We start from the raw sequence: 13,690 nt of genomic DNA on the forward strand, positions 1-13,690 counted from the left end.
GCGTCAGGTCGCGTCGACGTCGAAGGGGGCGGGTGCCAGCCCGAGCAGCTCGAGGGGGTCCGGTGCGGTCTCCACGGCGGCAGGACGCTCCTCGGCGAGGGCCTCGGCGCGGCCGGAGGCCATCAGGGCTGCGGCGGCGCCGCCCACGGCGGCCGCCCCGGCGGCGGGCGCGGTCGACCGGGTCTGTGCGGCGGCACCGGACTCCGCGGCGGCGGTGCTGCCGGCCCCGGCGGGGCGGCGGAAGAGCGTGCGCGGATCCATGTCCGCCAGGTCCTGGCGGGTGAGGCCGCCGTGCACGTCCTCGGCGCTGACGCCCGTCGCCTGCGCCGCCCGGGACGCGGGCGTGGACGAGCCGCCGGCAGGCTCGCGGAGCGCGTCGCGGATGATGCGGCGCGGGTCGTACTGGCGGGGGTCGTACTTGCGCCAGTCCACCTCGTCGAAGTCCGTGCCGGTCTCCTCCTTGAACTGCGCCTTGGCACCCTCGGCCTTGTCGCGCATGACGCGCAGCCAGTCGGTGAAGGCGCGCGTGTACTCGGGGAGCTTCTCCGGCCCGAGGATGACGATCGCGAGCACCGCCAAGATGATGAACTCGCCGCCGTTGATACCAAACACCCTCCCAACTCTACTAGAGCGGCACCGCCCCACAGCCCGGAGCCGCGGGGGCGGGGCGGCTCAGCCGCGGGGGCGCGGCACGGCGTCCGCGATGCGTTCGAGGCCTCGCTCGAGGCGTTCCTCGACGGCGTCGCCGCCGCCCAGCTCGAGCACCCGTGCCCGCTCGGAGACCAGCAGGTGGGTGAGGACCGCGTCGGCGCGCTCGTCCGGCAGGCTGGCCTCCACGCGGTAGGCGGCCTGGGGCGTGGTCAGCTCGGCCGTCCAGCCGTCCTGCTCCCCCGCCGGGACGATCCGGTAGACGCCGCCGCCGGCCAGCCGACGCTCCTGTGCCCCCGTGCTCAGGGGCGCGGTCGAGGCACAGCCCTCCGGGGTGGCTCCCTCGATCCGGGGTCGGCACTCGCGGACGGTCACGGTCGGCTCGTCCCGGCCCCAGCCGACGACGACCTCCACGTCCTCGGCCGTCTGGGTGGTGTCCACGGTGAGCGGCTCCAGTCCGGCCCCCACGAGGGAGGGCACCGTCCAGCCCTGACCCCGCAGCTCCGCGACGGTGCCGCGCCGGTCCGTCGACGCGGTCCCGGCCGCCGGCAGGGCGACGGTGTCCGTCGGGGCCGTGCGCTGGGCCGTGGTGCGGGGCGCGCCGGCCACCCAGACCGCGGTGAACAGCCCGCCGAGCAGGACGACGAAGGTCAGCAGCCCCACCACCAGGCGGCCGGAGACGCCGCGGGCGCGCAGCACCGGGGCGACGACGGCGCCGGCCGGACGCTGGTGCACCGTGCGGGCGGCGTCGAGCACGCGGGCCCGGGCCTGGACGGTGGCGCGGCACTCGGGGCAGCGGTCCAGGTGGCGGGCGATGCGCGCCCGGGACGCGGCGGGGAGGGAGCCCTCGAGGTAGGCGTCCATGTGGCGCTGGGTGTGTCGACGTCCCATGCGGCCACCTCCTCGGTCCTCGCGTCCTCGGTCCGGCGAACGGCCTCCCGCACGGCGGGAGCCGGTTCGTGCCGTGTCCCATCATCGGCCCGCCTCCTGGGAGAACACTGGGTCCCGGCCGCGTGCCGGCCCGTACACTGGCCCGCGTCGCCCGTGCCGCGGGCGAGGTCCCGCCGTCGTCGTCCCGGAGTCAGCCATGAGCGCCCTGCAGCCCCAGCCCACCGACAAGCACGCGTCCTGGGCCTGGTCGGAGAGCCGGGCCACCGAGGACGACGTCGTCCTGCGCGCCCGCGAGCGCGCCGCCGAGCTGGACGTGCCGCCGGTGAGCGAGGGGACGGCGGCCCTGTTGACGGTGCTGGCGGCCACACGGGCCCCCGCGGCGGTCGTGGAGGTGGGCACGGGCGCCGGCGTCTCGGGGCTCGCCCTGATGCGCGGTCTGCCCGAGCGCACGGTCCTCACCACCGTGGACCCGGACGCGGAGGCCCAGCGTGCGGCCCGCGAGGCGTTCTCGGAGGCCCGCCTGCCCACGAGCCGCACCCGCATGATCACGGGGCGCTCCCGGCTCGTCCTCCCCCGGCTCACGAGCGGCGCCTATGAGATGGTCCTGGTGGACGGGGACCCGGCCGCGCGTCAGTTCGACGTCGAGCAGGCCGCGCGCGTGCTCGCCCCCGGCGGCGTGCTCGTCGTGGTGGACGCCCTCGACGGGGACCGCGTTCCCCGGCCCGCCGTGCGCGACGAGTCCACCGTGTCCGCCCGGGCGGTGGACCGCCTCATCCGGGAGGACGAGCACTGGCTGTCCGCCGTCGTCCCCTCCGGCACGGGCGTGCTGATCGCGGTGCGCCGCTGATCCGCGGCGTCGCCGGGGACGCGGACGCCCCGCGCACCGTGACGGTGCGCGGGGCGTCCGCGTCGAAGGGGTCCGGGCTCAGGCCTGGATGACGCCCTCGAGGCACTCCTTGAGCTCGCGGGCCTCGTCCGCGTTGATCTCCAGCACGAGACGGCCGCCGCCGTCGATCGGCACGCGCATGATCAGGCTGCGCCCCTCCTTGGTCACTTCCATGGGACCGTCCCCGGTGCGGGGCTTCATGGCGGCCATTGCGACTTCCCTTCTGGATGATGTTCCCGTCACGGCGTCCGGCGACCGCGGGAGCGGGCGCTGTCCGGACGCCTCCGGCGCCCCCGCACGCGGGCGTGCGCGAGGCCGGTCACATCACCATTATCGCGGATTCCGCGTGCTCGCGCCAAACGATGGCCCGCACCGAGCCCGGCCCGCGACTCAGGCGCGCCCCGCCGGATCGCTCCGGGACGGGTCGGCGGCCTCGAGCTCGGCCACCCGGGCCCGCAGTGCGGTCGCCTGGTCCTCACGCTCCGCGAGGGCGTCCCGCAGCCGCAGCAGGACGGCGTCCACCTGGTCCCGCTGGTAGCCGGGCACCGCGACGGCCAGCCGCAGCAGGCCGACGTCCGCCGCGCGCGGCCGCTCCGGCAGCAGCACGGGGTGCCCGGGCGTCCTCCCGGCCGGGTCGCCGGCCCGGAGCGTGAGCCGGCCCGCGAGGGCGGCGGCCAGGGCCGCCAGCACGACGACGAGCACGGCCACGAGGACGATCCACTGCGGCCCGCTCACGCGTCGGCCCTCCCCGCCGAGCGGAGCACGCACGCGACGGCCTCCTCCGCCGTGTCCACGAGCTGGACGAGCTCCGGGTCCTCGGGCGAGATCATGCCGCGCTCCACGAGCGTGCCGCGGATCCAGTCCACGAGCGGGCCCCAGAAGCCGCGGTCCACGAGGACCACGGGGAAGCGGGTGACGGTGCCGGTCTGCACGAGGGTGAGGGCCTCGAAGAGCTCGTCCAGGGTGCCGAGGCCGCCGGGCAGCACGATGAACCCCTGCGCGTACTTGAGGAACATGACCTTGCGGACGAAGAAGTAGCGGAAGTCCACCCCCACGTGCACCCAGGGGTTCAGACCGGTCTCGAACGGCAGCTCGATGCCCAGGCCCACGGACTCTCCACCGGCCTCGTGGGCGCCCCGGTTGGCGGCCGCCATGGTGCCGGGCCCCCCACCGGTGATGACCGTGTACCCGGCCCGGGCCAAGCGGGTCCCGACCTCGTGGGCCAGGGCGTACTCGGCGCTGCCCTCGGGCGTGCGCGCCGAGCCGAACACGGAGACCGCGGGACCCAGCCCCGCGAGGGTGCCGAAGCCCTCGACGAACTCGGCCTGGATGCGCAGGACACGCCAGGCCTCGGACGTCGTCGAGGCGACGTCGGCGGCGGGGCGTGCGGCGTCGCCGGGCCGCCGGCCGTCGAGGAGGAGCTGGTCGAACGTGGGGGTGCGCGCCGCCTCCCCGCGCAGGACCTGCCCGCCGCGGCGGACGCGCTGGGGCTTGGCGGCGACGTCGCCGCCCGAGGGGTGCTCATGTGGGGCCATGGCGCCAGCCTAACGAGCCGGCGGGCCGCCGGGGCCGGCGTCGCACGGCGCACCGCGCCGGGTGTGGCGTGCGCTATATTCCACTGGCATGACGCAGATCACGCCTGAGCAGCCCCACGGCGCCCACCTCCCCGACGAGGCCGGTGTGCGGCGCCGTCGCGGTGCCGCGGGCGATGACCTGATCGTCCTCGAGGGCGTCAACAAGCACTTCGGCGACTTCCACGCCCTCCGCCAGATCGACCTGCGGATCCCGCGCGGCCAGGTGGCGATCGTCCTCGGCCCGTCCGGCTCCGGCAAGTCGACGCTGTGCCGCACGATCAACCGGCTCGAGACCATCGACGACGACGGCGGCCGCATCCTGATCGACGGGCGGCCGCTCCCCACCGAGGGCAGACAGCTCGCCCAGCTGCGCGCCGAGATCGGCATGGTCTTCCAGTCCTTCAACCTCTTCGCGCACAAGTCGATCCTGGAGAACGTGACCCTCGGGCCCATCAAGGTGAAGGGCAAGCGCCGGGCGGACGCCGAGCGGCACGCCATGGAGCTGCTCGAGCGCGTGGGCGTGGCCCAGCAGGCGAGGAAGATGCCGGCCCAGCTCTCCGGCGGGCAGCAGCAGCGCGTGGCCATCGCCCGTGCCCTGGCGATGGAGCCGAAGGCCCTGCTCTTCGACGAGCCGACCTCCGCCCTCGACCCCGAGATGGTGCAGGAGGTCCTCGACGTCATGGTCCAGCTCGCCGAGGGCGGCATGACCATGGTCGTGGTCACCCATGAGATGGGCTTCGCCCGCAAGGCCGGGGACCGCGTGGTCTTCATGGCCGACGGCGCCATCCTCGAGGACACCGACCCCGACACCTTCTTCACGAACCCCCGACACGAGCGTGCCCAGGACTTCCTGGGCAAGATCCTCGCGCACTGACCCCGTCCCCCGTCGCACCCCACCGCACCGAACCAGAGGAGAGCACCATGCTCCGCACGAAGCTCCTGACCCTGTCCGCCGTCACCGCCGCGGCCGCGCTGTCCCTCACCGCCTGCGCGCCGTCGTCCTCGCAGGGCGGCGGTGGCGACGCCGCCGGCTCGTCCTCGGCCGGCGAGTCGACGTCGTCCGGCTCCGGCGAGAGCCTGCGCATCGGCATCAAGTTCGACCAGCCGGGCCTGGGCTACCGCGAGGGCTCGGCCCAGCCCACCGGCTTCGACACGGACGTGGCCCGCTACGTGGCGGACAAGCTCGGCGTGGCCGAGCAGGACATCGAGTGGGTCCAGACCCCGTCTGCGAACCGGGAGAACGCCCTGGAGAACGGCGAGGTCGACATGATCTTCGCGACGTACTCCATCACGGACGCCCGCAAGGAGCGCGTCGCCTTCGCGGGCCCGTACTTCGTGGCCGGCCAGGACCTGCTGGTCCGCGCGGACGACACCGCGATCACCGGCCCCGAGGCCCTCGACGGGAAGAACCTCTGCTCCGTCACCGGCTCCACCTCGGCCCAGAAGATCAAGGACCAGTTCGCCTCCGGCGTGAACCTGGTGGAGCAGGGCGGCTACGCCGAATGCGTGACCTACCTCGAGTCCGGCCAGGTGGACGCCGTGACCACGGACGACATCATCCTCGCGGGCTTGGCCGCCGCCGACGCCAACAAGGGCAAGTTCAAGGTCGTCGGCAACACCTTCACCACGGAGCGCTACGGCGTCGGTCTGCCGAAGGACTCGGAGCGGTGCGAGGACATCAACGAAGCCATCAAGGAGATGAAGGACTCCGGCGAGTGGGAGAAGGCCCTCGAGTCCAACACCGAGGGCACGGGCTACACCTACGACGAGACGCTGAACTCCGGCGAGGACGCCGAGTTCGAGCCCTGCGCCTGACGACCTGCGCCGCCGGGTGGGCCTGGGACGTGACCTGAACCGTCACCCTCGGCCCGCCCGGCGGCTCCCCTGCCCGTCAGCCTTGTCCCGACCCTCGGAGAACTCATGGAATCGATCTCCTCGCTCCTCGCGGACTACGGCGCGGACATCCCGCTCGCGTTCTGGACGAACATCAGGCTCGCGTTCCTCGCGACCCTCGGCTCGTTCGTCCTCGGCGTGGTGCTCGCCCTGTTCCGCATCTCGCCCGTCCCCTCGCTGCGCGCCCTCGGCGCCGGCTACGTCAACGTGGTCCGCAACACCCCGCTCACGATCATCATGCTGCTCGGCGTGCTCGCCGTCTGGGGACAGCTGAAGATCAGCTTCTCGTCCGACTTCACGCTGAACTTCTTCATCTACGCCGTGATCGCCCTCTCGCTCTACCACGCGGCGTTCATGTGCGAGGCGATCCGCTCCGGCGTCAACACCGTCCCGCTCGGGCAGGCCGAGGCCGCCCGCTCCATCGGCCTGGGCTTCCTGCCCGCGGCCCGCCACGTGATCCTGCCCCAGGCGCTGCGCGGGGCCATCACCCCGCTCGGCAACACCGTGATCGCGCTGACCAAGAACACCACCGTCGCCGCCGCGGCGTCGGTGGCGGAGGCCTCGGGCCTGATGAAGCGCATGATCGAGTTCAGCCCGGACGTGATGGTGGCGATCTTCCTGACCTTCGCGATCGGCTTCTGCCTGATCGTCATCCCCATCGGCCTGCTGACCACGTGGGCCTCGGAGAAGTGGGCGGTGGCCCGATGAGTGCCCAGGCCTCCGTCCTCTTCGACGCCCCGGGTCCGATCGCCCGCCGGCGGATCCTCCTCGCCAACCTCGTCTCCCTCGCCGCGGTGTTGGTCGTGGCGGTGCTCGTGCTGATCCAGATGAACGCCACCGGCCAGCTCTCCGGCCGCCGCTGGCTGGCCGCCGTCGACGGCAACGCGTGGCGGAACTATTACCTGCCGGGCCTGCAGTTCACCCTGCAGTCCGCGGGCATCGCCGTGGTCTCCTCCGTGGTGTTCGGCCTGGTGTTCGGCTTCCTGCGGCTGGCCCCGGTCGGCCCGGTGCGCTGGCTGGCCGCCGTCGTCGTGGAGTTCTTCCGGGCCGTGCCGGTGCTCGTGATGATGGTGTTCTTCTACCAGCTGTTCGCACAGGTCGCGCGCACCGGGGCGATCCAGCCCCAGGACGGCCCGTACTACGCGGTGATCGCGGCGCTGACCCTGTACAACGGGTCTGTGATCGCGGAGCTGGTGCGCTCCGGGGTGCGCTCGCTGCCGCGCGGCCAGCGCGAGGCGGCCGCGGCGGTGGGCATGACGAGCATGCAGTCCCTGCGGCTCGTGGAGGTGCCTCAGGCCCTCATCGCCATGCTGCCGTCGCTGCTGAGCCAGTTCGTGGTGATCCTCAAGGACTCGGCGCTGGGCTACCTCATCGGCTTCTTCGAACTCCTGCAGTACGCCCGCCAGCTCGGCTCCGGCAACGGCAACATCCTGCAGTCCCTCGTGGTGGCCGCGATGATCTTCATCGTGATCAACTTCCTCCTCACCTGGGCGGCCACCCGGCTCTCGCGGCGGCTGTCGTCGCGGACGGCTGGCGACGCCAGCGCCCCCACGACCCCGCGCGTCGGGGCGCCCACGGACACGGCGGGCTGACCGGGCGGCGGGCGAGGCGGGCCCGCAGGTCGGGCGGCTGGCACCGGCCGACGTCGTCGGGTCAGCCGGCCAGCCAGGCCGTGAGCGCCGCGAGGCACGCGTGGACCGCCTCGCGGGGCACGTGCTCGTCGTCCGTGTGGGCCAGGAGGGCGTCGCCGGGGCCGAAGTTGACCGCGGGCACGCCCAGCTGGGAGAACCGGGCCACGTCCGTCCACCCGTACTTGGGCTGGGGCTCTCCCCCGACGGCGGCGACGAACGCGGCGGCGGCCGGCCGGTCCAGACCGGGGCGGGCGGCGGGCGAGGCGTCGTCGATCCGCACCTGGGCGTCCCAGTCCACGCCGGCCCCCTCCAGCACCGCGCGCACGTGCGCGTGGGCCTGGTCGAGGGTCTTGTCCGGAGCGAACCGGTAGTTCAGGTCCACGGACGCCTCGTCCGGGATGACGTTGCCCGCGACGCCGCCGGCCACGCGGATCGCGTGCAGCCCCTCGCGGTACTCCAGGCCCTCCACCGTGACCGTGGCCGGCTCGTACGCCGCCAGGGCGGTGAGCACGGGGGCCAGCTTGTGGATCGCGTTGTCGCCGCGCCAGGCGCGGCCCGAGTGCGCCGCGACACCGGAGAAGGTGACGCGGTACCGGCACGTGCCGTTGCAGCCGCCCTCCACGACGCCGTCGGTCGGCTCGAGCAGCACCGCGAAGTCGCCCTCCAGCAGCTCGGGGGCCTGGCGGGCCACGCGGGCGAGGCCCGACAGGTCCGAGGAGACCTCCTCGTGGTCGTAGAACACCCACGTGACGTCGTGCACGGGGGTCGGGCCGTCCGCGCGGCCGAAGCGGCCGGCCAGGGCCAGCTGCACGGCGACGCCGGACTTCATGTCCACGGCCCCGCGGCCGTACAGCACGTCCCCGTCCCACGCCGAGGGCACGGTCCCGCGCGAGCCCGGCACGGTGGGCAGGGGCACCGTGTCCAGGTGCCCGGCGAGGATCACGCGGGTCGGCCGCCCCAGAGCGGTGCGGGCGACGACGGCGTCCCCGAACCGCCGCACCTCGAGGCCGCCGAGGGCGCGCAGGGCCTGCTCGACGGCGTCGGCCAGCGGCCCCTCCTCCCCCGAGACGGAGCGCACGTCCAGCAGGGTGGCGGTGAGCGCCGCGACGTCGAGGTCCGGATCGGCGAGGTCGGGCAGGGGCACGGGGGTGAGACTCATGTGTCCAGTCTACGGACGCGCCTCCCACCGCCCTGCAGCGTGCCACCGCCACTCAGTAGGCTGAGGCGCATGACCCAGACCGCTGCACAGCAGCCCTCCCCCCGTCTCGTCTCCGGCCACGGCCTGGCCACCACGGCCGCCGACGGCGCCGTTCTGGACGTGTGGTTCCCCGCCCCCGTGGCCGGCCCGCTCTCCGCTGCGGACGCCTCGCTGCGCGACACCCTGCGCGCCCTCGCCGCGGACGACGCGGACCGCGGGACCACGCAGGCCGTCGTCGAGCTGGAAGTCGACCTGGACGCCGCCCCGGCCTCCACCGCGGACGCGTGGCTGCGCCTGCACGCCCTCTCGCACCGCCTGGCGCGGCCGAACGAGCTCAACCTCGACGGCGTCTTCGGGCTGCTCACCAACGTGGTGTGGACGAACCACGGACCCTGCGCGGTCGCCGACTTCGAGCTGACGCGGGCGAGGCTGCGTGCCCGCGGCGCCGTGCAGGTGTACGGCGTGGACAAGTTCCCGCGCATGACGGACTACGTCGTGCCCTCCGGGGTGCGCATCGGCGACGCGGACCGGGTGCGCCTGGGCGCCCACCTGGCCGAGGGGACGACCGTGATGCACGAGGGCTTCGTCAACTTCAACGCGGGCACCCTGGGGCACTCGATGGTGGAGGGCCGGATCTCGGCCGGCGTCGTGGTGGGCGACGGGTCCGACGTCGGAGGCGGCGCGTCCATCATGGGCACGCTCTCCGGCGGCGGCACCCAGCGGATCGTGATCGGCGAGCACGTGCTGCTCGGCGCGAACTCCGGCGTGGGCATCTCCGTCGGCGACGACTGCGTGGTCGAGGCCGGTCTGTACGTCACCGCGGGCACGCGCGTGAGCGTGCTGCAGGACGGCGAGGCGGCGCGAACCGTGAAGGCCGTGGACCTCTCCGGCGTGCCGAACCTGCTGTTCCGCCGCAACTCCACCACGGGCGGGGTCGAGGCCCTCCCCCGCGCCGGCCGGACCGTCGAACTGAACGCGGCGCTGCACGCGAACTGACCCGGCGCACCCGGTCCCCGGCCCGCGACCCGCGACCCTTCCCTCCCCGTTCCCCGCCGCGTTGGGGGGCGATTTCCGGTGGTATCCCGCCGGGATAACGCCCAGTATCGCCCCCGGAACTCCCCGGCGGTCCGGGGGCGGGAAGACGACGACGGCGGCACGCGGCGCGGGCCGTCGGCTCCTGCACAGCAGCGCCCGCCCCGCGCGTCGTCCCCGTGCCGCGGCCACCCCGCCCCGGGCGCCCCGCCGGCGTCGGCCGATGGGTGCATGCCGCGCGTCGTGACTCCTCTGCCGCCCGACCAGCCCGCCGTGCTGTTGGCCACGGACCTGGCCCGGCTGGGGCTGCCGCCCGACCGCGCCCGCCGGTCGGACCTGGAGCGGGTCGGACAGGGCTTCCACCGGCAGCGGGCACGCCCTGGCACGGGCTGGGCCGACCTGGGCCTTCCCGAGCCCGGGCACGGCTTCTCCCCCGATCACCTCGCCGCGCTCCTGCGGCGGCGCCCGGATGCCGTCCTCTCCCACGAGACCGCGGCCCACCTGCACGGCCTGCCGATGCCCGCGCGAGCCTGGCGGCGGCGCGACCCGGCGACGGGCGAGCTCGAGGCCGACCCGCCGGTGCACCTCACCGTGGCTCGGGGGACACGACGCGTCCGGCGGGCCGGACTGATGGACCACCGCAGGCCGCTGGCGCCCGAGTTCGTCACGCACGTGCACGGCCTGCGCGTTACCACCGTCGATCGCACCTGGCTGGACCTGTGCTCCCTGACTCCTCCGTGGACGTTCGAGGACCTCGTGGCCGCCGGCGACCACGCCGTCCGGCACCCGTGGACGCCCGCGGGCCGGACGGATCCGGCCACCACGATCACCGCGCTGCGGTCCGCGCTGCACGCGTCCGGACGCTTCCATGGCCGCCCGGCCGCCCGGGAGGCGCTGGACTCCGTTCGCGTCGGGGCGGACTCGCCGCCCGAGACCCGCCTGCGCCTCGCCCTCGTGGCCGGCGGGCTGCCGGAGCCGGAGCTGCAGGCCGCGCTCGAACCCGGGGACCCCTTCTCCCCCGTGGCCGACCTGGCCTACCGCCACGTGCGCCTGGCCCTGCAGTACGACGGTGCGGGGCACCGCACGCGGGAGCAGCAGGCGCGCGACGCCCGCCGGGACCGCTACGGGCAGGCGCGCGGCTGGACGACGCTCCGCGTCACCTGGGCGGATGGGCGCGAGGACTTCCGTGGCGTCGTCGCGGTGGTCCGACGCCGCCTCGGCCACTCCGCCTCGACATGAAGACGCTCCGGCGAACGCATTGGGGGCGGTTTCGGGTGGTATTCCGTCGGAATACCACCCGAAACCGCCCCCAAACGCAGGGTCAGCGCCCCAGGGTCAGTGCCCCCGGGTCAGCGCTGCGGGTACTGGCGCAGCTGCTCGCCCACGTAGATCTGGCGCGGGCGGCCGATCTTGGTGGCCGGGTCCTCCATGAGCTCGCGCCACTGGGCGATCCAGCCGGGCAGGCGGCCCAGGGCGAAGAGGACGGTGAACATCTTCTCCGGGAAGCCCATGGCCTTGTAGATCACGCCGGTGTAGAAGTCGACGTTCGGGTAGAGCTTGCGCTCCACGAAGTAGTCGTCGGCGAGGGCCTTCTCCTCGAGACGCTGGGCGATCTCCAGCAGCTCGTCGTTGCCGCCCATCTTGCCCAGGATGTCCTCGGCGGTCTTCTTGATGATCTTGGCCCGCGGGTCGTAGTTCTTGTACACGCGGTGCCCGAAGCCCATCAGACGGACGCCGTCCTCCTTGTTCTTCACCTTCTCCATGAAGTCCTCGGGCGTGATGCCCTCCGACTTGATCTTCCGGAGCATGTTCAGCACGGCCTCGTTGGCGCCACCGTGCAGCGGGCCGTAGAGGGCGTTGATGCCGGCGGACACCGAGGCGAACAGGTTGGCCTGGGTGGAGCCGACCAGGCGCACCGTCGAGGTGGAGGCGTTCTGCTCGTGGTCCGCGTGCAGCATGAGCAGCAGGTCGAGGGCCTTGACCACGTCCGGGTCGATGTCGTATTCCTCGGCCGGCACGCCGAAGCACAGGCGGAGGAAGTTCTCCACGTAGTTCAGCGAGTTGTGCGGGTACATGAACGGCTGGCCCAGCGACTTCTTGAACGCGTAGGAGGCCAGCACCGGCAGCTTGCCCAGCAGACGCACGGTGGAGATGTGGACCTGCTCCGGGTCGTGCGGGTCCAGGGAGTCCGGGTAGAACGTGGACAGCCCGGACACGGAGGAGGACAGCACCGGCATGGGGTGCGCGTCCCGCGGGAAGCCGTTGAAGAACAGCTTGAGGTCCTCGTGCACCATGTTGTGGCGCAGGATGTTGGTCTCCCAGGCCTCCAGGGTCTCCTTGGACTCGGGCAGCTCGCCGTAGATCAGCAGGTAGGCCACCTCCATGAAGGAGGAGTGCTCGGCGAGGTCCTCGATGGCGTAGCCGCGGTAGCGCAGGATGCCCTGGTCACCGTCGATGAACGTGACGGCCGACTTGGCGTTCGCCGTGTTCATGAAGCCCGGGTCGTAGGTGACGTCGCCGGTCTCCTTCAGGAGCGGGGCGATGTTGATGCCGTTGTTGCCCTCTGTGGCGTGCTCGACGCCCAGGTCCAGGCTCTGCTCGCCGACGGTCAGCCGGACGGACTCGTGATGGGTCACGGGTGTGCTCCCTCGTCTTGTCTTCTCGATGGCCCGGGTTCACGCGCCGGCGTGGGCGCGCCCACACGGGGACGACTCTGCTCCAAACTATCAAGGACCGGCCCGGGACGCGCGGTCGCTTCCCCCGACGACGGCCCCCGACCCCGGCTCAGCCGGTCCGCGGCCCGCGGGCGGTGAGTCTCGCCGCGGCCCGGGCGACCGCCTCGTCCGTGGCGGTGATCGCCACGCGGACGTAGCCGTCGCCGCCAGCACCGTAGAACACGCCGGGCCCGGCGATGATGCCCAGGTCCGCCAGTTCGCCCAGCAGGTCCCACGAGTCCTGCGCCGTGGCGTCGGCCGGATCCAGGTCCGCCCGCCGGGTCCACAGGTACAGCCCCGCCTCGGAGTGGTCCACCGTGTGGCCGGAGGCCTCCAGGGCGGTGCGCAGCGCGTCCCGACGGCGGCGGTAGCGGTCCTTCTGCTCCGCGACGTGCGCGTCGTCGGCCAGGGCCACGGCCATCGCGTGCTGCACCGGGGCGGGCACGATCATGCCCGCGTGCTTGCGGGTGTTGACCAGGGTCGCCACGAGCTCCGGATCCCCCGCGGCGAACGCGGCGCGGTAGCCGGCGAGGTTGGACTGCTTGGACAGCGAGTAGACGCTCAGCAGGCCCGTCAGGTCGCCGCCGGAGACCTCGTCGGACAGGATGCAGGGCACGACGGCCCCGTCCCACGCGTCCCAGCCGAGCTCGGCGTAGCACTCGTCCCCGCACACCACGGCGCCCACGGCGCGGGCGGCGTCGACCGTGCGGCGCAGCGCCGCGGCGTCCAGCACGGCGCCGGTGGGGTTGGCCGGCGAGTTGGTCCACACGAGGCGCACCCGCTCACGCACCTCGGGCGCCAGCGCGTCGAGGTCGTCCGCGGCCACGGCCTCCGCCCCGGCCAGCAGCGCGCCCACCGCATAGGTGGGGTAGGCGGCCTCGGGGTGGACGACGACGTCGCCTGCACCCAGCCCGAGCAGCGTGGGCAGCCACGCGATGAACTCCTTGGACCCGACCGTGGGCACCACGGCCGCCGGGTCCAGCCCGGACACCCCGCGGCGCCGGGCGTACCAGTCGACGACCGCGCGGCGCAGGGCGTCCGTGCCGTGCGTCGTCGGGTAGCCGTGCGCGTCGGCGGCCTCGGTCAGGGCCCGGCGGATCAGCGCCGGCGTCGGATCCACCGGCGTTCCGATGGACAGGTCCGCGACGCCGTCCGGGTGGGCGGCGGCACGCTCACGGTAGGGGGTGAGCGTGTCCCACGGGTAGTCCGGCAGCGTCAGCATG

The 13,690-nt window shown here is 73.7% G+C and carries 15 protein-coding genes; 7 read left to right on the forward strand and 8 right to left on the reverse strand.

What is annotated here, in order from left to right; genetic code table 11:
• Positions 1-3: 3 nt before the first annotated feature.
• Positions 4-612, reverse strand: coding sequence for a twin-arginine translocase TatA/TatE family subunit (locus tag AC3RJ9_RS07285; protein WP_049147241.1), 609 nt, complete (start codon positions 610-612; stop codon positions 4-6).
• A gap of 60 nt (positions 613-672) precedes the next feature.
• On the reverse strand, positions 673-1,539 hold the full coding sequence (locus AC3RJ9_RS07290; RefSeq protein WP_061867036.1) for an anti-sigma factor family protein: 867 nt from the start codon (positions 1,537-1,539) through the stop codon (positions 673-675).
• Between the two features lie 196 nt (positions 1,540-1,735).
• On the opposite strand from AC3RJ9_RS07290, the gene AC3RJ9_RS07295 reads away from it, so the two are divergent.
• Positions 1,736-2,386 carry an O-methyltransferase gene (locus AC3RJ9_RS07295; protein WP_123244002.1) on the forward strand — a complete coding sequence of 217 codons (651 nt, stop codon included), beginning with the start codon at positions 1,736-1,738 and terminating at the stop codon, positions 2,384-2,386.
• A 78-nt stretch (positions 2,387-2,464) separates the two neighbouring features.
• Here AC3RJ9_RS07295 and AC3RJ9_RS07300 read toward each other — a convergent pair whose 3' ends face one another.
• From AC3RJ9_RS07300 to AC3RJ9_RS07310, 3 genes are all read right to left on the reverse strand, one after another.
• Positions 2,465-2,635: a DUF3117 domain-containing protein gene (locus tag AC3RJ9_RS07300; protein WP_002855133.1), complete on the reverse strand. Its 171-nt coding sequence runs from the start codon at positions 2,633-2,635 to the stop codon at positions 2,465-2,467.
• 180 nt (positions 2,636-2,815) lie between these two features.
• Entirely contained in the window at positions 2,816-3,160 is a 345-nt protein-coding gene (locus AC3RJ9_RS07305) for a cell division protein DivIVA (protein ID WP_489727621.1), read from the reverse strand.
• Complete coding sequence (locus AC3RJ9_RS07310) at positions 3,157-3,960, reverse strand: LOG family protein (protein ID WP_123244003.1); 804 nt, start codon at positions 3,958-3,960, stop codon at positions 3,157-3,159. Before AC3RJ9_RS07310 ends, AC3RJ9_RS07305 begins: the two co-directional genes overlap by 4 nt.
• 178 nt (positions 3,961-4,138) lie before the next feature.
• Between AC3RJ9_RS07310 and AC3RJ9_RS07315 the strand changes: the two genes are divergently transcribed.
• From AC3RJ9_RS07315 to AC3RJ9_RS07330, 4 genes are all read left to right on the forward strand, one after another.
• A complete protein-coding gene (locus tag AC3RJ9_RS07315) occupies positions 4,139-4,873 on the forward strand; it encodes an amino acid ABC transporter ATP-binding protein (protein ID WP_179288613.1) in 735 nt (244 codons plus the stop codon).
• A gap of 47 nt (positions 4,874-4,920) precedes the next feature.
• Positions 4,921-5,814, forward strand: a complete 894-nt coding sequence (locus tag AC3RJ9_RS07320) for a glutamate ABC transporter substrate-binding protein (protein WP_123244004.1) — start codon at positions 4,921-4,923, stop codon at positions 5,812-5,814.
• 105 nt (positions 5,815-5,919) lie between these two features.
• Positions 5,920-6,600 carry an amino acid ABC transporter permease gene (locus tag AC3RJ9_RS07325; protein ID WP_049146610.1) on the forward strand — a complete coding sequence of 227 codons (681 nt, stop codon included), beginning with the start codon at positions 5,920-5,922 and terminating at the stop codon, positions 6,598-6,600.
• Entirely contained in the window at positions 6,597-7,484 is an 888-nt protein-coding gene (locus AC3RJ9_RS07330; protein ID WP_036339187.1) for an amino acid ABC transporter permease, read from the forward strand. Before AC3RJ9_RS07325 ends, AC3RJ9_RS07330 begins: the two co-directional genes overlap by 4 nt.
• A gap of 61 nt (positions 7,485-7,545) precedes the next feature.
• Here the strand turns inward: AC3RJ9_RS07330 and dapE are convergent, their stop codons facing one another.
• The gene (dapE, locus tag AC3RJ9_RS07335) at positions 7,546-8,682 is read right to left on the reverse strand and encodes a succinyl-diaminopimelate desuccinylase (RefSeq protein ID WP_036339183.1); all 1,137 of its coding nucleotides are present in this window, start codon (positions 8,680-8,682) and stop codon (positions 7,546-7,548) included.
• Between the two features lie 69 nt (positions 8,683-8,751).
• Between dapE and dapD the strand changes: the two genes are divergently transcribed.
• Positions 8,752-9,717 (forward strand): 2,3,4,5-tetrahydropyridine-2,6-dicarboxylate N-succinyltransferase, encoded by a 966-nt coding sequence (dapD, locus tag AC3RJ9_RS07340; protein WP_002855156.1) that lies wholly within the window; start codon positions 8,752-8,754, stop codon positions 9,715-9,717.
• A gap of 279 nt (positions 9,718-9,996) precedes the next feature.
• Entirely contained in the window at positions 9,997-10,992 is a 996-nt protein-coding gene (locus AC3RJ9_RS07345) for a DUF559 domain-containing protein (RefSeq protein WP_230259645.1), read from the forward strand.
• Between the two features lie 110 nt (positions 10,993-11,102).
• Here the strand turns inward: AC3RJ9_RS07345 and AC3RJ9_RS07350 are convergent, their stop codons facing one another.
• Complete coding sequence (locus tag AC3RJ9_RS07350; protein WP_073117070.1) at positions 11,103-12,389, reverse strand: citrate synthase; 1,287 nt, start codon at positions 12,387-12,389, stop codon at positions 11,103-11,105.
• A gap of 148 nt (positions 12,390-12,537) precedes the next feature.
• Positions 12,538-13,689, reverse strand: coding sequence for a succinyldiaminopimelate transaminase (gene dapC / locus AC3RJ9_RS07355; RefSeq protein ID WP_123244006.1), 1,152 nt, complete (start codon positions 13,687-13,689; stop codon positions 12,538-12,540).
• Position 13,690 lies beyond the last annotated feature (1 nt).

The sequence above is a fragment of the Micrococcus sp. 63XJN7_6_ISO-PGPR-S23-444 genome (assembly GCF_058072765.1).

What these genes read in the sequence shown, in the direction of transcription:
- dapE (WP_036339183.1), bottom strand. Translation starts at nt 8,682, where the DNA reads ATGAGTCTCACCCCCGTGCCCCTGCCCGACCTCGCCGATCCGGACCTC.
- dapD (WP_002855156.1), top strand. Translation starts at nt 8,752, where the DNA reads ATGACCCAGACCGCTGCACAGCAGCCCTCCCCCCGTCTCGTCTCCGGC.
- AC3RJ9_RS07330 (WP_036339187.1), top strand. Translation starts at nt 6,597, where the DNA reads ATGAGTGCCCAGGCCTCCGTCCTCTTCGACGCCCCGGGTCCGATCGCC.
- AC3RJ9_RS07310 (WP_123244003.1), bottom strand. Translation starts at nt 3,960, where the DNA reads ATGGCCCCACATGAGCACCCCTCGGGCGGCGACGTCGCCGCCAAGCCC.
- AC3RJ9_RS07295 (WP_123244002.1), top strand. Translation starts at nt 1,736, where the DNA reads ATGAGCGCCCTGCAGCCCCAGCCCACCGACAAGCACGCGTCCTGGGCC.
- dapC (WP_123244006.1), bottom strand. Translation starts at nt 13,689, where the DNA reads ATGCTGACGCTGCCGGACTACCCGTGGGACACGCTCACCCCCTACCGT.
- AC3RJ9_RS07300 (WP_002855133.1), bottom strand. Translation starts at nt 2,635, where the DNA reads ATGGCCGCCATGAAGCCCCGCACCGGGGACGGTCCCATGGAAGTGACC.
- AC3RJ9_RS07290 (WP_061867036.1), bottom strand. Translation starts at nt 1,539, where the DNA reads ATGGGACGTCGACACACCCAGCGCCACATGGACGCCTACCTCGAGGGC.
- AC3RJ9_RS07320 (WP_123244004.1), top strand. Translation starts at nt 4,921, where the DNA reads ATGCTCCGCACGAAGCTCCTGACCCTGTCCGCCGTCACCGCCGCGGCC.
- AC3RJ9_RS07325 (WP_049146610.1), top strand. Translation starts at nt 5,920, where the DNA reads ATGGAATCGATCTCCTCGCTCCTCGCGGACTACGGCGCGGACATCCCG.